This window comes from Tessaracoccus sp. MC1865, from assembly GCF_017815535.1.
Classification (GTDB): Bacteria; Actinomycetota; Actinomycetes; order Propionibacteriales; family Propionibacteriaceae; genus Arachnia.
The window spans coordinates 1,075,098-1,090,412 of sequence record NZ_CP072596.1; the positions used below are offsets into that span (position 1 = coordinate 1,075,098).

General features: G+C 68.5%; 16 protein-coding genes and 1 tRNA gene. 7 read left to right on the top strand and 10 right to left on the bottom strand.

Translation table 11 applies throughout. The annotated features are described in order from the left end of the window. Window positions 1-17: 17 nt before the first annotated feature. From J7D54_RS04900 to J7D54_RS04915, 4 genes are read left to right on the top strand one after another with little or no spacing between them, the layout of a single operon-like run. Window positions 18-353, top strand: coding sequence for a lycopene cyclase domain-containing protein (locus tag J7D54_RS04900; RefSeq protein WP_076060413.1), 336 nt, complete (start codon window positions 18-20; stop codon window positions 351-353). Next, window positions 346-663 (top strand): lycopene cyclase domain-containing protein, encoded by a 318-nt coding sequence (locus J7D54_RS04905; RefSeq protein WP_182764445.1) that lies wholly within the window; start codon window positions 346-348, stop codon window positions 661-663. Before J7D54_RS04900 ends, J7D54_RS04905 begins: the two co-directional genes overlap by 8 nt. Continuing rightward, a complete protein-coding gene (locus J7D54_RS04910) occupies window positions 660-1,376 on the top strand; it encodes a class I SAM-dependent methyltransferase (protein WP_182764444.1) in 717 nt (238 codons plus the stop codon). The genes J7D54_RS04905 and J7D54_RS04910 overlap by 4 nt, the downstream gene beginning before the upstream one ends. Further along, window positions 1,373-2,881, top strand: coding sequence for an FAD-dependent oxidoreductase (locus tag J7D54_RS04915; RefSeq protein WP_182764443.1), 1,509 nt, complete (start codon window positions 1,373-1,375; stop codon window positions 2,879-2,881). Before J7D54_RS04910 ends, J7D54_RS04915 begins: the two co-directional genes overlap by 4 nt. Here J7D54_RS04915 and J7D54_RS04920 read toward each other — a convergent pair whose 3' ends face one another. Genes J7D54_RS04920 through idi form a run of 3 tightly spaced genes read right to left on the bottom strand, consistent with a single transcriptional unit; the run spans window position 2,882 to window position 6,890 of the window. Beyond that, the gene (locus J7D54_RS04920) at window positions 2,882-3,769 is read right to left on the bottom strand and encodes a phytoene/squalene synthase family protein (RefSeq protein ID WP_182764442.1); all 888 of its coding nucleotides are present in this window, start codon (window positions 3,767-3,769) and stop codon (window positions 2,882-2,884) included. Then, entirely contained in the window at window positions 3,769-5,238 is a 1,470-nt protein-coding gene (gene crtI / locus J7D54_RS04925) for a phytoene desaturase family protein (protein WP_182764441.1), read from the bottom strand. Before crtI ends, J7D54_RS04920 begins: the two co-directional genes overlap by 1 nt. Continuing rightward, the gene (idi, locus tag J7D54_RS04930) at window positions 5,235-6,890 is read right to left on the bottom strand and encodes an isopentenyl-diphosphate Delta-isomerase (protein WP_182764440.1); all 1,656 of its coding nucleotides are present in this window, start codon (window positions 6,888-6,890) and stop codon (window positions 5,235-5,237) included. Before idi ends, crtI begins: the two co-directional genes overlap by 4 nt. Before the next feature lie 76 nt (window positions 6,891-6,966). Here idi and J7D54_RS04935 point away from each other — a divergent pair, with 76 nt between their 5' ends. Continuing rightward, entirely contained in the window at window positions 6,967-7,893 is a 927-nt protein-coding gene (locus J7D54_RS04935; RefSeq protein WP_255433747.1) for a MerR family transcriptional regulator, read from the top strand. A gap of 79 nt (window positions 7,894-7,972) precedes the next feature. Further along, entirely contained in the window at window positions 7,973-8,758 is a 786-nt protein-coding gene (locus tag J7D54_RS04940; protein ID WP_182764438.1) for a TspO/MBR family protein, read from the top strand. Here the strand turns inward: J7D54_RS04940 and J7D54_RS04945 are convergent. The 4 genes from J7D54_RS04945 to J7D54_RS04960 all read right to left on the bottom strand — a co-directional run bounded on the left by J7D54_RS04945 (window position 8,755) and on the right by J7D54_RS04960 (window position 11,429). Then, window positions 8,755-9,615, bottom strand: a complete 861-nt coding sequence (locus J7D54_RS04945) for an exodeoxyribonuclease III (RefSeq protein ID WP_182764437.1) — start codon at window positions 9,613-9,615, stop codon at window positions 8,755-8,757. The two genes, J7D54_RS04940 and J7D54_RS04945, sit on opposite strands and share 4 nt — an antisense overlap. A 25-nt stretch (window positions 9,616-9,640) precedes the next feature. After that, a complete protein-coding gene (locus tag J7D54_RS04950; RefSeq protein WP_182764436.1) occupies window positions 9,641-10,069 on the bottom strand; it encodes an HIT family protein in 429 nt (142 codons plus the stop codon). 1 nt (window position 10,070) lies between these two features. Then, entirely contained in the window at window positions 10,071-10,958 is an 888-nt protein-coding gene (locus J7D54_RS04955; RefSeq protein WP_182764435.1) for a serine/threonine-protein kinase, read from the bottom strand. 228 nt (window positions 10,959-11,186) lie between these two features. Further along, on the bottom strand, window positions 11,187-11,429 hold the full coding sequence (locus J7D54_RS04960; RefSeq protein WP_182764434.1) for a DUF2249 domain-containing protein: 243 nt from the start codon (window positions 11,427-11,429) through the stop codon (window positions 11,187-11,189). Window positions 11,430-11,695: 266 nt separating this feature from the next. Between J7D54_RS04960 and J7D54_RS04965 the strand changes: the two genes are divergently transcribed. Next, the gene (locus J7D54_RS04965) at window positions 11,696-12,487 is read left to right on the top strand and encodes a hypothetical protein (RefSeq protein WP_182764433.1); all 792 of its coding nucleotides are present in this window, start codon (window positions 11,696-11,698) and stop codon (window positions 12,485-12,487) included. Window positions 12,488-12,853: 366 nt separating this feature from the next. Here the strand turns inward: J7D54_RS04965 and J7D54_RS04970 are convergent, their stop codons facing one another. From J7D54_RS04970 to J7D54_RS04980, 3 genes are all read right to left on the bottom strand, one after another. After that, entirely contained in the window at window positions 12,854-14,452 is a 1,599-nt protein-coding gene (locus J7D54_RS04970; RefSeq protein ID WP_182764432.1) for a PHB depolymerase family esterase, read from the bottom strand. A gap of 305 nt (window positions 14,453-14,757) precedes the next feature. After that, window positions 14,758-14,833 (bottom strand) — tRNA-Lys (locus J7D54_RS04975). A gap of 81 nt (window positions 14,834-14,914) precedes the next feature. Beyond that, window positions 14,915-15,247 carry a thioredoxin family protein gene (locus J7D54_RS04980; RefSeq protein ID WP_182764431.1) on the bottom strand — a complete coding sequence of 111 codons (333 nt, stop codon included), beginning with the start codon at window positions 15,245-15,247 and terminating at the stop codon, window positions 14,915-14,917. Between the last annotated feature and the right edge of the window lie 68 nt (window positions 15,248-15,315).

Below are 15,315 nucleotides of genomic sequence, written 5' to 3' on the forward strand. Positions count from 1 at the left end.
CCTCTAGGGTGACAGTGATGGCTGACAGCTACCAGTACCTGATCCTGATGGCCGCGTGCGTGGCGATCACCCTGCCGCTCGAGTTCGTGCTCCGCGCCCGGGTCTACCGGCGTCCCCTCCGGTTGCTGCTCGCGATGCTCCCCATGCTCGTGGTCTTCCTCGCCTGGGACGTGCTGGGCATCCTGCGCGACCACTGGACCTACAGCGAGCGCTTCACCACGGGGATCATGCTCGGAGTGCTTCCGCTCGAGGAGCTGCTGTTCTTCCTGGTCATCCCCATCTGCGGGCTGCTGACGTACGAGGGTGTCGGCTACGTCCTTGGCCGCCTCCGCGGGAGGAAAGACGATGCCTGAGTACACGGTCCTTACCGTCATCGGGATCCTCGCCGTCATCGCCCTGGAGGCCTTCTGGCTGCGCACCGGCCTGTTCCGCTCGCTGCAGTACTGGATCTCGATGGCCATCATCTTCTTCTTCCAGGGCCTGGTCGACGGCTGGCTCACGAAGCTCTCAGACCCCATCGTGCTCTACAACCCGGCACACCATTCCGGCATCCGGTTCCCCTGGGACATCCCGATTGAGGACTTCGGCTTCGGGTGGACCATGCTCACCCTCACAATGCTCGTATGGGTGGCGCTGGGTCGACGAAAGGGAGAGCCCGCATGAACATGGCAGAAGCCTTCGACCGCGGTGCCCGCCGCTATGACCTCATGGTGCGGCTCAACCCCGGCTACCACCGCGAACTGCGCCGCGCGGCCGAGGCCCTGACGTCGCGTCTCGACGGTGATCCCCAGGCCCTGCTGGATCTGGCCTGCGGCTCGGGCGCCTCCACCCGGGCGCTGGCCGACACGGCCCCAGAGGGGTCCTACATCCTGGGCCTCGACGCGTCGCCGGGCATGCTGGAGCGGGCCCGTGCCAAGCGCTGGCCTCCGCAGGTCCGGTTCGAGCGGGCCACCATTGGCGAGCTGAACCTGGACAGGTGGGCCCGCGGAACTTTCGACGGCGCCCTCGCCTGTTACCTGTTCCGCAACGTGCCCGGGGAGCAGCGTGACAGCGCGGTGGCCGAGGTGTTCGAGCTGCTGCGCCCCGGTGCGTGGCTGTGCGTGCAGGAGTACTCGGTGGCCGGCAACAACGCCGCGCGCCGGGTGTGGGACGCCGTCAGCCACGGCGTGACCATCCCGCTGGGCTCGGTCGTGGACCGCAACCCGACGCTGTACCGATACCTCTGGCGCAGCGTGATCGACTTCGATTCGGTCTCCACGTTCGCCGACAGGTTGAGCGCTGCCGGGTTCGTCGATGTCGCCCACCGCACGGCCGTGGGGTGGCAGCGCGGAGTGCTCCACACCTTCATCGCCCGCAAACCGGAGGAGACCCCATGAGCCAACGCCCCGGCAGGGACAAGCGCGCCGTCCGCCACCCTGGGCAGGCCGGCGCCCGTCATCTCGACGGGGGCCGCCACGCGCTGGTGGTGGGCGGCGGCATCGCCGGCCTCGCGGCCGCCACCGCACTGGCTGAGCGAGGGGTGCGCGTCACGCTGTTCGAGGCCGGCGACAGGCTCGGCGGCCGCGTCGCCGCCTGGCCGCTGGAGGACGGCCGCACCATGAGCCGCGGCTTCCACGCCTTCTTCCGCCAGTACTACAACCTGCGCCGGCTGCTGCGCCGCGCAGATGTCGATCTGTCGTTCCTCGTCCCTATCGACGACTACCCCCTGCAGCGGCCGGACGGGCTGCGCGACTCGTTCACCGGCCTGGCGAAGACGCCGCCGTGGTCTGTGTTGCAGTTCGTCGCCCGCAGCCCCGCGTTCTCGCTGAAGGGGCTGGCCAAGGTGCGCATCCCTGCGGCCCTCGAGCTGCTCCAGGTGCAGTTCCCCGAAACCTATGAGCGCTACGACGGCGAATCCGCCGCGGCCTTCCTGGACCGGCTCCGGTTCCCCGACGGGGCCCGCGACCTGGCGCTGGAGGTGTTCGCGCGCTCCTTCTTCGCCGACCCGCGCGAGTTCGGCGCCGGCGAACTCGTGGCGATGTTCCACACCTACTTCTTGGGCTCGGCCGAGGGCCTGCTCTTCGACGTGCCGGACGACGATTACGACACCGCCCTGTGGGCGCCGCTTGCCCGCGTGCTCGGCGGCCTGGGCGTCGACATCCGCTTCGGCGCCCCCGTCGCTTCGATTCAGCTGGGGGAGAACGGCGCGGCCGTGACCGTCGGCTCTGAGCGCATCGAGGGCGATGCCATGGTGCTCGCCGCAGACCCACGGGCTGCCCGCGCGCTGGCCGCCACCGTCGACGGCGAAGGGCTCGCCGCCTGGCGTGACTCCGTGGCCGCCACGTACAACGCGCCGCCGTTCGCCGTCGTCCGCCTGTGGCTCGACACCCCGGTGCTGGCCACGCGCCCCGCGTTCCTCGGCACGTCGGGCTACGGCCCGCTCGACAACGTCTCAGTGCTGGAACGCTTCGAGGACGGCGCCGAGCGGTGGGCCGAGAGCAACGGCGGCTCAGTCGTCGAGCTGCACGCCTACGCCTGCGACCCGGCCGTCATGGAGGACCAGGCCGCTGCCGGCGACGTGGTGCAGCGGCTGGAGGCGGAACTGCACAGGGTGTTCCCCGAAACGGCGACGGCCGGGGTGGTGGGCCGTGAGGTGCTCATCCGCGACGACTGCACGCTGATCGGCCCCTCGGGCTGGAGTGAGCGCCCAGGCGTCACGACGCCGGACTCCCGGCTCGTGCTGGCGGGCGACTGGCTCCGCTGCGACTACCCGGTGGCGCTCATGGAGCGAGCCGCGACGACCGGCTTCCTGGCTGCCAACGAGCTGTTGGCCGGCTGGGGCGCAGCCGGCCACGACGTGTGGACCGTGCCGATGCGCGGACTCCTCGGCGCCCGGCGCTGACTAGGCCAGCGTCGGCTGGGGGAGCCCGACGGTCAGCGTACGGGCCACCACGCCGAGCTTCTCGCCCACCGGCACCCGGACCCGACCTGAGAAGACGTCGTAACCGCGGGCCTCGATGCGGTCCAGGATGCGGCTGTACAGCACCAGGGCCGTGCCGACGCAGCGGCGCGACGCCGGCGGCAGCATGGGCAGCCCGGTCATCGCCTCGGCGTACAGCGCGCGGTTGCGCTCGAACTGCTCGGCCATCATGGCGCGCCACTGCGGGGTGACCCGGCGCAGCCAGGGATCCGCGCCGTGCTTCGCCAGGTCCGCCTGGGGCACGTAGACGCGGCCCCGGTCGAGGTCCTCCTCGATGTCGCGGAGGAAGTTCGTCAGCTGGAAAGCGTGGCCCAGCGCGCGCGCCGGCCCCCTCGCTTCGACGGTGTACGGCTCGAGCACCGGCAGCATCATCTCGCCGATCACGGCCGCCGAGCCCTCCATGTAGCCGTCGCGGAGGCGCTCCCAGGTGGGCCACGTCTCCGTGTGTAGGTCCAGGGCCATGGCGTCGAAGAAGCGCTCGAAGCATTCGGGATCCGTGCCGCGGCGGCGGATGCTGTCCGCGATCGCGGCCATCACCGGATCCGACGACTGCCCGGAGGCCAGTGCCGTGAAGAACACCTGCCGGAACGCGTCGAGCCGCTCCGCGGGGGTACCGTCCTGGGGTACCGCCAGATCCACCCGTTCCGGCTCGTCGACGATGTCGTCCGCGAGCCGACACAGCGCGTAGACGGAGTAGACATCCCGGCGTTGTGAGGGGGGCAGGAGCAGCGCTCCCCAGTAGTAGGTGGTGCCGTACTGACGGGTCAGTTCACCGCATCGCCGGTAGCCCGCCTCGAGCATCTGGTCCATCAGAGTTCCTCCACACGTCGGGCGGCGAGTTTGCCGGAGATGAGCACCATCGGGATGCCCACGCCGGGCGTGGTGCCGGAGCCCGCGAAGATGAGCCCCCGGGCACGTTTGTCCACGTTGCGCGGGCGGAACGGGCCGGTCTGTGAGAAGGCGTGCGACAGCGCGAACGGCGTGCCGGCCGCCATGCCCTGGGCGGCCCAGTCTGCGGGCGTGACCAGCTCCTCGGTGACGATGTCGACGGGGTAGCCGGCGCCCTCGAGGAAACGCAGCATGCGTTCCCGCAGGCGGGGGCCTTCCAGGGCCCAGTCGAGTTTCCCGACCTGCAGGTTCGGCACCGGCTCCAGCACGTAGAGCGTGTGGTGACCCGCGGGCGCTGCGTCGGGGGCGTGCACCGTCGGGACCGCCACGTAGCGCGACGGGTCCGCCATGGGCACGCCGCGCTTGAGGAGGTCGGTGAAGGCCTCGTCCCACGCGCGTCCGAAGTGGATGTTGTGGTGGCCCACCTGGGGAGGCAGGTCTCCCTTCACACCCAGGTGCCACACCAGCGCCGACGGCGAGAACTTGCCCCGCCGGGCGACCCTCGGGGCCTGAAGATCTGGCAGCAGCCGCTCGTAGGCGACGGGGAGGTCGGCCGTCACGACGACGGCTTCCGCGGGCACCACCTCGTGGTCCGTCAGGCGGACCCCGGTCACGGCGCCGTCGGCTCCGCGCAGCACCCTCTCGACGGTGGCGTTGTAGCGCACCTCGACCCCGGCGTCGACCGCCGCCGCGGCCATGGCGCGCGGCACGGCGTGCATCCCGCCCTCGGGGAACCACACGCCCTCGATGGAATCCATGTAGGTGATCACCGCGTACAGCGCCAGGGCCTGGGCCGGCGCGAGGCCGGCATACATCGCCTGGAAGCTGAACACCCGGTGGAGGCGCTCGTCGTCGAAGCGGCGCGCGACGGCCGGGCCGAGGCGACCGAACGCCCCGAGCCGCAGCAACTCCAGCGCGGCGGCGGGGGAGCGCAGGAGGCTGAGCGGGGAGGAGAAGTTGGTGTCGATGAAGTTGGGCACCTCGACGTCGTTGAGGCGCTTCAGCCATGCGACGAAGCGGTCGAACGCCGCGGCGTCCTTCGGGCCGCACTGGGCGAGGATCTCTTCGCGCATCAGTTCATGGCCGGGGCGCACCAGCAGCTGTGAGCCGTCGGCGAAGAACGCGTGGTACGCGGGGTCGAGCAGCGCCATCTGCACGTAGTCGCGACTGCTCCGCCCGACGGCGGCGAAGGCCTCTTCGAGCAGGCCGAGCATGGTGAACACCACCGGCCCGGTGTCGAACCGGAAGCCGTCGCGCTCCAGGATCCCGTTGCGCCCACCGGGCACCACGTCGCGTTCCAGGAGGGTGACCCGGTGCCCCGCGCCGGCTAGGTGCAGGGCTGCGGACAGGCCGGAGAGGCCTGCGCCGACGATCACTACCTTCTTGCTCATGCGTCCCGCCAGGCGACGGCGCGGGCCGCGTCGTGCAGACCGTCGACGCCGGCAGGGACCAGGCCCACGTCGTCGAGGTGGGCGAGGGCGGCGGCCAGGTCGTCGGCGATCAGCTTCTCGAGTTCGACATCGACGCCGGCCTCACGCATGGCGTGGGCCAGTTCCGGGGCGTCGCTCCGGGCGAATCCGTCCGTGCCGAGCGCCTCGAGGGTGTCGCGGCTGGTGCCGGTGAGCCGTTCCCGCGCGATGGACAGGAGCACGGTGGCCTTCGCGTCGACGAGGTCGTCGCCGGCCGGCTTCCCGGTGATGTGGGGGTCTCCCCACACGCCCAGGTAATCGTCGCGGAGGGCGAAGGCGCGGCCGAGGAGCTCGCCACAGGCCAGAAGGGCCTCCTCGGCCTCGGCGGAGGCGCCGGCGGCGATCGCGCCGAACTGGAGCGGCCGCATCACGGTGTAGCGCCCTGACTTCAGGCGGGCGACCGATTCGGCGTGGTGGCGGTCCCAGCGTCCGGCGACGGCGCCGGTGAGGTCCGCGCGCTGGCCGGCGATGAGTTCCACGCAGAGCCGGTACCACGTCTCGCGCAGGCGGCGGGGGAGCCCGTCGACCAGCCGGTCGGCGACGGTGTGGGCGAGGTCGCCCAACAGGACCGCCAGGCTCTCGCCGAAGCGCCGTGCCTCTCCGACGGCGGCGCTGTTGCGGTGCCAGTCGGCGGCCTCCACGTGGGCCGACGGGTGGCCGCGGCGGGAATCGGACTCGTCCATTACGTCGTCGTGGATGAGCGCGAACAGATGGAGGAGTTCGAGGGCGGCGGTGATCCGCAGGAGGCGGAGGTAGGACTCGCTGCCGTGGGCGCCGCCGCCGGCGATGAAGCCCCAGTACGCCAGCCGCACGCGGATGCGCTTGCCGCCGGAGCTGAGCCGGGCCAGCCACTGGGGGAGGTCGTCGGCCAGGATGTCGACGCCGAGGTCGCCGATGAGGGCGCCCCATTCGGTGCCGAGCGCGTTGAGTTCGGCGGCGATGCGCTGGTCAACCTCGGCCACCGCTGCGTCGGGGTCGGCGGTGGAGCGGTGCTGCAGGTCGTGGGCACCGGGGAAGAGGGTGTTGATCTCCGGAATCTGGAGAGCGGCCCACGGGCTGTAGACGTGGGGGGTCGCCTCGATCGCGCGGTGCAGGTCTGCCCAGTCGATCCAGGCCCACTCGGCCACTTCCTCGGGGTTCGCCACAGGGTCCTCGTCGCCGACGAAGGCGGCGAAGACGGGGCAGATCTCGTTCTCGACGATGCCCGATGCGTCCGTGGCCTGGTAGCGGAACTGCGGCAGCAGCGATACGAGGGGACCGACGTGCAGCCCGATCTCCTCGCGGATCCGGCGTCGGGCGGCGTCCTCGATCTGCTCGCCCGGCCGGGGGTGACCGCAGGCCGAGTTGGTCCACACGCCTGGCCAGGTCTTCTTCGACAACGCACGGCGGGTCACGAGGACCTGCCCGGCGGCGTTGAAGAGGTATGTGGAGAAGGCCAGGTGTAGCGGAGTGGAGTCGGTGTGGATGGTGAGGCGGTCTGCGCTGCCGACGGGGCGGCCCGCCTCGTCGAGGAGGATGACTTGGTCCGGATTGGAGGGGCTCGACGTGCTCTGAGCCGAAGTGTGAACTGACATCGCGACCTGTCTAACGTTTGTCTAAGGTTGATGGAACTCTAACGTGAAAGTGAGATGCAGGCAAGGCCGGTGTTCAATGTTTGTCCAAGGCTTGCTAGCGTTATGGTCGACAAGCGTTCCTCCTCAGTCTGGAGCAGAGGTGTACACAATCAAACAGGTTTCGGGGCTCACTGGTGTCTCGGAAGCGGTATTGCGTGCCTGGGAATCCCGGTACGGCATCGTGGAGCCCTCGAGATCCGAGGGCCGCTACCGCCTTTACAGCGACGAACAAGTGGCTGTGCTGCGGGAGATGGCGGCCCTGGTTGGGGCCGGCGTGCCCGCTTCGCGCGCCGCCGCCACCCTGCTGGCCGAGGTGCGGGATCCGGGTGCCGCCGTCAGCGCTTTCCCTGGGGGGCAGGGCATGGTGGAAGCTGCGGCGCGCCTCGACGCCGTGGCGCTGGAAGCTGCCATCGCCGCTGCCGCCCCCGTCGAGGGCTTTGAGGCGTTCGCCGACGTGTGGCTGCCGGATGGCCTCCGGGAATTGGGCGAGGCCTGGGCCAGCGGCGAGCTGGGTGTCGCGGCGGAGCATTTCGCCAGCGCCGCGCTCATGCGCACCATCGCCGCCGCCTTCGACGCGGCAGGCCCGGCGACCACCCCGGGCAAGGTCCTGGTGGGCCTGCCGCCCGGGGCGCGTCATGAGTTGATGCTGTTCGCCTTCGCGGCCTGCCTGCGGCGTCTCGGTGCCGATGTCGTCTACCTGGGTGCGGACGTCCCCGCGGCTGAGTGGGAGAGAGCGGCCCGCGAGCACCGCGGCCGGGCGGCCGTCGTGGGCGTCACGTCGGTGCAGAAGCCTGCTGATGGTGCGCAGGAGGTGGTGAGTCGCCTGGCCGGCATCGCCCCGCCGGTGAGTGTCTGGGCCGGCGGCTCGCGACGCGCGGAAGTGGAGGGGGCCGAGTCGCTGCCCGACGCCCCCTCCGAAGCGGCGAAGGTATTGCACCGGGCGTTGGTGGCCGGCCGAACGTAGCAACCTTAGACAAACATTGAACAAGACCCTCCGGTTGGGCTACTGTGGTGACATCTACCCCACAGAACGAGGACACATCATGAACCGCGACCTTCTCCGCCAACTCTGGGTCACCGTCTCCGCCGTGCTCTGCGTGTACGGCACGCTGCTCGGTTTCGGCGTCGTCGGCACCCCCGTCGAGCAGTCATCGGGTGGTGCGCTGTCTGCCGACGCGACGCTGCTCGCGCCCGGCGGCCCCGCCTTCTCCATCTGGTCGGTGATCTACATCGGCCTGTTCGCGTATGCCATCTGGCAGTGGCTGCCGGCCAACAGGACGTCGGAGCGGGCCCGCGCCACCGGTTGGCTCGCCGGGGCGTCGATGCTGCTCAACGCCGCGTGGATCCTCGTGACGCAGGTCGGCTGGATCTGGGTGAGCGTGCTGGTGATCGCCGTCCTGGCTCTCGTGCTGGGCTTCATCGTGCGTAGCCTCACGGCCATTCCGGGTGCCAGCACGGCTGAGCGGATCGTCGTCGACGGCACCTTCGGCCTCTACCTGGGCTGGGTCACCGTCGCGACCTGCGCCAATGTCGCCGCCGCCGGCGATGCCTCAGGCTGGTCCGTGGGCGCGCTGGCAGACCAGGTGATCGCCGTCGTCGTGCTCGCCGCTGCCGCCGGCCTCGGCGCGCTGTTCGCGTGGCAGTTCGGCGGCCGCCTGGCAGTGGCTGCGGCCGCTGGTTGGGGTCTGGCGTGGATCGCCATCGCGCGCCTCGGCGATGCGCCCGAGTCGACGCTGGTGGGCATCTCCGCCATCGTCGCTGCGCTGATCGTCGTTGCCGCAGCCTTCCTGTTGCGTCGCCAGCCCGTGCTCAGGACGTCGGCAGCTTAGTCGCGCGACTGGGGCAGCCTCGTCCTGCCCACACGCTTCGGGTTCGACGGCGCGGGCACCACGGGGCCGATGTCGCCGTCGTGGGCCTCGTCGAGGTCGACGATGACGGGGGCGTGGTCGCTGGGTGCCTTGCCCTTCCGCGCGGCTCGGTCCACCCATGCGGCCGCGACCCTGTCCGCCACCGGCTGGGACGCGAGCACCAGATCGATCCGCATGCCCAGGTCCTGGTGGAACATCCCGGCGCGGTAGTCCCAGTAGCTGAAGAGGCGCTCGTGCTCGGGCCAGCGGGCCCGCACGACGTCCACCAGCCGGAACGCGTCGATCCGCGCACGCTCAGCCGGGGTCACGTGGGTGTGTCCCACGTAGGCGGAGGGGTCGAACACGTCCGCGTCGCTGGGCGCCACGTTCATGTCGCCGCACAGTGCGACCTCGGCAGGCCCTGCGGCGACGGCGGCCGCCAGCGCGTCGAGCCACTCGAGCTTGTAGGCGTAGTGGTCTGAGCCCACGGTGCGGCCGTTGGGCACGTACAGGCTGTGGATGCGGATGCCGGCGCAGGTTGCGCTGATGGCCCGGCCCTCCGTCGCGCCGAGGTAGTCAGGCTGGCCGGCGAAGTTCCGCTCCACGTCCTCCATGCCCACCCGGGACAACACGGCGACGCCGTTGAACCCGCCCAGCCCGTGGTGGGCCGCCTCGTAGCCCAGTTCGGCCAGGGGTGCGGTGAAGAGATCGGTGAAGGCGTCGTCGGTCAGTTTGGTTTCCTGCAGGCAGACGACATCGGGCCGGCGGGCCTCCAGCCAGGGCAGCAGCCGCGGCATCCGTTGCTTGGCGGAGTTGACGTTCCAGGTGGCGATCCTCACCCCTCGAGGCTACCGCCGCCGTGCGTCACGAGGTGGTGAGTGCGGCGCGAAGGCGCTCCGCGTACTGGGCGGCCTCGCCGTCGGCGTATTTCGTGCGGGGCCAGAAGAATCCCCGGAGTCCGTCGCCCTTGGTGCGGGGCACCACGTGCACGTGCAGGTGGGGCACCGACTGGCTGACGACGGTGTTGATCGCGGTGAAACTGCCTTGCGCGCCGAGGGCCTCGACCACCGCTCGTGCCACGCGCTGCACGGCGGCGAAGAGGGGGGCGATCTCCTCCCCGGGCAGTTCCAGAAGCGTTTCGACGTGCTTGACGGGGCACACGAGAACATGGCCCTTGAACAGCGGCCTGTGGTCGAGGAAGGCGATGATGCCTTCGTCGCGGTAGACCACCTCCGCCTCGACCTGCCCGGCCGCGAGGCCGCACACGATGTCGACGCCCGGGGAGGCGACCATGTCAGATGGTGACGGCGCGCCGCGGGATGGCGGGGAGGGCCGCCGTGGCATCGGGGTCGAACTCTTCTTCGCTGGCCACCGGCACCGTCTCCGGCTCGAGCAGTTTCGCCACCAGGGCAGCGGTGGGCCGATCCTCGGGCTCCTTCGCCATGCAGGCGGTGATGAGCGACTCGAGATCAGGCGGCGTGCCCTCTGGAAGCGGCGGCGGCGGATCCTGCACGTGGGCCAGCGCGGTGGCGATGGGGCTCGTGCGGTCGAAGGGCTTCTTGCCGGTGAGCATCTCGTGGGCCAGCACGCCCAGGCCGTAGATGTCCGACGCGGGGCCGACCTGCTGGCCGAGCGCCTGCTCTGGGCTCAGGTAGTGGGCGGTGCCGAGGACCTGCCCGGTGAGGGTGCGCGAATCGCGGTCGATCGAACGGGCGATGCCGAAGTCGGTGAGCTTGGCCCCGGTTTCCGGGACCAGTACGTTGGCCGGCTTGATGTCGCGGTGGATGACGCCGGCCTCGTGGGCCACGGTCAACGCCGAGGCCAGCTCGAAGAGGATGGTTCGGGTGATCTCCGGGGACAGCGGACCGTCGGAGAGCATGCGGTACAGGGTGGGCCCGTCGACGAACTCCATCACCAGGCAAGACAGTCCGTCTTCCTCGAGGTAGTCGTGGATGGTCACGATGTTGGGGTGGGTGAGCTGCGCGGCGAAGCGCGCCTCGTCGCGGAAGCGTTCCACGAGCGCAAGCTCTTCCTGGGTGTGTGGGTGCATGATCTTCAGTGCCAAACGGCGTTCAAGAACGTCGTCGAAAGCTTCCCAGACCTGCCCCATGCCGCCTGACGCGACGTGGCCGATCAATCGATAGCGCTCCGAGAGCACCAGTCCCGGCCGTAGTCGTTGCACGACACCTCCCCGACCCACCCTCGCGGCGAGGTATCGGATCTTTCTGAGTATAACCCGGCGGGGTGTTTTCACCTGCATTCTGCGCCGGGTGTTCTGGTTGCTGTCTTCGCTAGTCAGTCGCTGTTACGCCCGGCCAACTAGGGCTGAAATTCGGAGGGAAATCCCTGCCGCATCGGGCCATGTATGGGCGATGTGGCAGGAATCTCCCTGTTAATTCTGGGCTCCCGGTCAGGCGGTCTTGTCGGTCTTGCCGATCTTCACGCGCCAGACGTCGGGCCCGCTCTCCTGGTAGTCCCAGGTGTACTCGCCCGGGTGCTCAGCGGCGAACTGGTAGGAGAGCGGCTTGGGGTCGTGGTCGTTCACGAGGACGAAAGCCTCGCCGGGAGCCAGGGCGGACCAGGTGCCGAAGATGGTCGAGTGGCGCTGGGCGGGGGCGAGTTCGCGGACGTCCAGATCAGGTGTTTGCGTCATGCCACGAGATTGTACAGGTTCCTGGTAACAATCCATGGGTCCGCCGTTTGCCTCGACCCTCGGAAGACCCGGTGCCGTAGCGGAGGGCCGGGATCTCGAATGATGTCCCCGCCGAACTTGTTTCCGGATGGTCCAATCGGGGGGGGGGCATGTGCTGCCTGCAGCTGAAGCCTAACGCCGCCGCCAGCAGGGCCGGCGAGTCGTCTGTGTCAGAATGGTGGAGGGCGCTGAAGCGCCTTTCTCTTTCGGCTCACTGAGGAGTCATCATGCCCAGCACAGGTCAGCTCGTCGTCGGGATCGCAGTCGTCCTGCTGGTTGTTGGCGTGGTCTTTCTGGTTGTCCGAGCAGTGAAGCGGCACCAAGCAGATGTGGCCAGCCTGTCTCCGTCGGATCGAGAACTGCACGACCGATGCCTGGCAGCAGACAAGGACATCAAGACGGCAGAACGAGAACTCAAATCGACATCAGCGAAGGCCGACAAAGCTGTCAAGGAGGCCAAGGAGGTCCCGATTGTGGCCTCGGTAGAAGGACATAGCTTGACGCCGCTTGAGGTCACCGTGAACAAAAAGACGTACCTAATGGGCGCAGATGTCCGCGCTGAGTTGGAATCTCTTGGTGAAGTGACAGGTTTCCTTTCGACCACAAGCAGTACCCACAAATCAACCGGACTAGCAGTCGGGGCTGGAGTGGGGCACGTCGCTGGAGGTGCCCACGTGTCCCGCGGAAAAACGTACAACTTCAACGAAATCAAGAAACTCGATACCCGCGAGATCTATTTCGTGGTGACGGGGCGCGGATGGAGCGAGGTGAGCAGCGTCTCACCGGAAGCTGGTCTGGGCGTTCGCCAGTTCGTGCACAGTGTGAACGCGGCAGCGCAGGGCTACGAGGAATTCGAGCGTCAGTACCGCGCGCTCGTAGAGTCGGTGACCAACGAAGGCGAGCAGTTGACGGCGAGTGCCCAGCAGCGTGTCGAGGACGCCAGGGCTGCTCGCGAGTTGCTTGGGGACGATCCCCTCAAAAGGTTGCAGAGCGCCCGACGGGCTGATCGGACCAAGTAGTGTCGGCGCTTCGCATCTGACCGAGATCAGGTACACGTCTATCGATGCCTGAGCTGGCGGAACAACATTTAGCCGAGACGGCAGGCTGGCGCGCGGCGACCACCGAGTAACGAGCCTGACTGTGCGCTGGTGTTTGCGCGGAGCGTCAGGCCGTTGCCCTGCTTGCTCCTTGGCCTCCCCACTAACGATCTTTTCGTGAATCCATAACCAGGCCGCGTTCCATTGCGGCGTCTTTGCACTCGATCGTCAGAAGGTGGCCTCGGGGCCGCGCGCGGCCGGCGCGCCGAAGCATAAGGCTCCCTCTTTCGAGCAGGGGAACGGCCAGCCAGCCATCTCGGGGGTGATGGTCGGCTGGCCGCTCGGGGTTCATCGGCTCTGCTTGGCGATCCACTCGAAGATGGTTTCGCCCTCATCGTCGACCACGAGATTGTTGTACACGTAGTTCCACGAGTCGTGAGCGCCGAAGTAGTGCTCACCGTCATACACGGGGCCCGCCGGGTAGCGGGCCATCTGGGCGTCTACGCCGGCGGCCAGCAGATTCGCGAGCGTGGCGGGCTGGGAGGCGGCGGCCCAGTCGGACGTGTTGCCCACCAGATAGACGGGGAAACCCTTGGCTGCGACGATCGCGGCCTGCTCGGCATTGAGGTTGCCGCCGGAGGTGAGGATGGCGGCGGCGAAGTCGAGCTGGTTCTCGGTCTGCGACGTGATGAGCGGTGTCGTCATCGCGGTGCCCATGGACAGGCCGCCCACGTAGACCCGGTCGGGGTCGACGTTGTTGTCGGCGATGATCGTGGCGATCAGGGCCTCCATGTCGGCCAGCCTGTGCGCGCCCCAGCCCGTCGTCGTCGACTGAGGAGCCAACACGTAGGCCCCGTCCAGAGCGTCCTGGAACTCGGTGTCGGCGAAGGCGAGCGCCCGGTTGCCGATCAGGTTGGCGCCGGGGTTGGTGCCGTGGAAGCGCTCACCGGTTCCGTGGAACCAGACGAACAGCGGGCGCAGGTTCTCCTCGCTCGCGTTGGCCGGGGTGTACAGCGAGTAGGTGCCGCCGCCCGGCGCATCCGCGACCTCGAACCGGTCGAAGATGGGATCGTGACGGGTGTCGCCCTGCACGTAATCATTCTCGTGAAGACCAGCGATGGCCTTCTGCTGTGTGATGTCCAACTCGATGCTGGCGAAAGCGATCAGCCCGTTGATGGTGTACCAGGCCGCCCGCGTGGCCGGCACGTCGTAGCGGTTGGCGCTGCTGGCGCCGTTGGGTTCGGTGCGGGTGTTCCACTCGATCTCCAGCTTCACGTACTGGCCCTGCTCGGCGGGGTTGCCGTCAGCGTCCACGACGTAGGCGTCGAGGATGTTCCACTGGGCCCAGCCGTCGCCGAGGGCGTAGCTCTCCTTCTCCGGATCCCAGCCGAAGTTGCCGAAGCCGCCCTGGACGCTGCCGTCGGCCTCGGTGATCCTGGCCTTGGCTGAGAACGTGTCCTTGTCGATCGCATCGGCGCTGACGGTTGCGCCGAGGTCGATGATGGCGCCTGAGTAGTAGTAGCCCGGGTTGCTCGACGTGCGGAGCGCCTCGTAGCCGATCGGCCCGCTGTACAGCGGCGGAACGACAACAGTGGCGCTCATGGTCTTCCCGTTGACCTTCGTGATGGTGAACACGACACTCTGTTCCTGGGTGGTCTGCTGAATCCGCACGTCCAGCACGCCGTCGCGTTGCTGGTTGCTGTCGACGGCGTACGGAGCGACGACGACGTCGCCGCCGTTGCCCGACCAGGTGAGCTCCGCCGAGTTGTTGGCGTTGCCGTGCCAGCCGACGGTGATCTCGCCGGAGTACCAGCCGTCAAGGGAGCCGAAGTCGCCGGCTTGGAGGGTGTGCACGTTGTTGCTGGTGGGGATGTCGAGCGCCCGGGCGGGGGCGATGAATGTGAAGGCCATCAGAAGCGAGATGGCGACGGTGAGGAATCTCTTCATTGTGATCTCTCTGTGTGTGGTTCGTTACCTGTCGTTTTCCCCCGAATACGCACTTCGCCGAGGCCTCGCCGCCTCCTCGCGGCGCCGTCGGCGGTGATCAGGCACTGGATAGTGACCGGTCACGAACTGATGCTAACCATCGACGGGGTCATTAGTAGTGACGCACAACAAAAGAACCATTGTGGATTCGGCAGCGGTCCGCGAATGGACCGGGCCGGATGAATGGTTCGCGTGGATTCCGTTGACGAGGGGGCCAGTGGGCGCTGGGAACCGAAAAGCCCCGACCGAAGTCGGGGCTTTTGGCTTGGTACACCACCAGGGACTCGAACCCTGAACCCGCTGATTAAGAGTCAGCTGCTCTGCCAGTTGAGCTAGTGGTGCGCGCGAGGAATAACTCTAGACCCTCGCCGTTCGGCTTGTCCAATCGGGGCCTTCTGTTCCACGAAACCCGCTGTCAGCAGCCTATTCGATGATGTTTGGCAGCGCGCGGTCCAGCGCCTCGTCGATCTCCCGCGGCGAGTCCGGCCGCACCACCCGGGCGACCTCCTGCCCGTCGCGCAACAGGATCATCGTGGGCCACAACTTCACCTTGAACGAGCGCCCCAACGGAAGGCCCTTCCCATCGGCGACCTTGATGCGCTCGACGTCCGGCCTGTTGCCCAACGCCTCGTTCAGCGCCGGCGCGGACCGGGCGCAGAAGCCGCACCAGTTCTGGCCGAACTCCAACGCGACGAGGCCGCGCGTTGCATCGATCTCTTCCCGTGTGGGCTGTTCATCCTGGTAACCGAGCGTCATGTCCCCAGGCTAGGCGACCTCCCTGGGCAGAGGCCGGAGATCGGCCACATTGGCCCACCATCCGGCGC

Excerpts from the sequence above, each read along its gene's own strand:
- J7D54_RS04900 (WP_076060413.1), top strand. The coding sequence starts at position 18 with ATGGCTGACAGCTACCAGTACCTGATCCTGATGGCCGCGTGCGTGGCG.
- J7D54_RS04905 (WP_182764445.1), top strand. The coding sequence starts at position 346 with ATGCCTGAGTACACGGTCCTTACCGTCATCGGGATCCTCGCCGTCATC.
- J7D54_RS04910 (WP_182764444.1), top strand. The coding sequence starts at position 660 with ATGAACATGGCAGAAGCCTTCGACCGCGGTGCCCGCCGCTATGACCTC.
- J7D54_RS04915 (WP_182764443.1), top strand. The coding sequence starts at position 1,373 with ATGAGCCAACGCCCCGGCAGGGACAAGCGCGCCGTCCGCCACCCTGGG.
- J7D54_RS04920 (WP_182764442.1), bottom strand. The coding sequence starts at position 3,769 with ATGGACCAGATGCTCGAGGCGGGCTACCGGCGATGCGGTGAACTGACC.
- crtI (WP_182764441.1), bottom strand. The coding sequence starts at position 5,238 with ATGAGCAAGAAGGTAGTGATCGTCGGCGCAGGCCTCTCCGGCCTGTCC.
- idi (WP_182764440.1), bottom strand. The coding sequence starts at position 6,890 with ATGTCAGTTCACACTTCGGCTCAGAGCACGTCGAGCCCCTCCAATCCG.
- J7D54_RS04935 (WP_255433747.1), top strand. The coding sequence starts at position 6,967 with ATGTTTGTCCAAGGCTTGCTAGCGTTATGGTCGACAAGCGTTCCTCCT.
- J7D54_RS04940 (WP_182764438.1), top strand. The coding sequence starts at position 7,973 with ATGAACCGCGACCTTCTCCGCCAACTCTGGGTCACCGTCTCCGCCGTG.
- J7D54_RS04950 (WP_182764436.1), bottom strand. The coding sequence starts at position 10,069 with ATGGTCGCCTCCCCGGGCGTCGACATCGTGTGCGGCCTCGCGGCCGGG.
- J7D54_RS04960 (WP_182764434.1), bottom strand. The coding sequence starts at position 11,429 with ATGACGCAAACACCTGATCTGGACGTCCGCGAACTCGCCCCCGCCCAG.
- J7D54_RS04965 (WP_182764433.1), top strand. The coding sequence starts at position 11,696 with ATGCCCAGCACAGGTCAGCTCGTCGTCGGGATCGCAGTCGTCCTGCTG.
- J7D54_RS04970 (WP_182764432.1), bottom strand. The coding sequence starts at position 14,452 with ATGAAGAGATTCCTCACCGTCGCCATCTCGCTTCTGATGGCCTTCACA.
- J7D54_RS04980 (WP_182764431.1), bottom strand. The coding sequence starts at position 15,247 with ATGACGCTCGGTTACCAGGATGAACAGCCCACACGGGAAGAGATCGAT.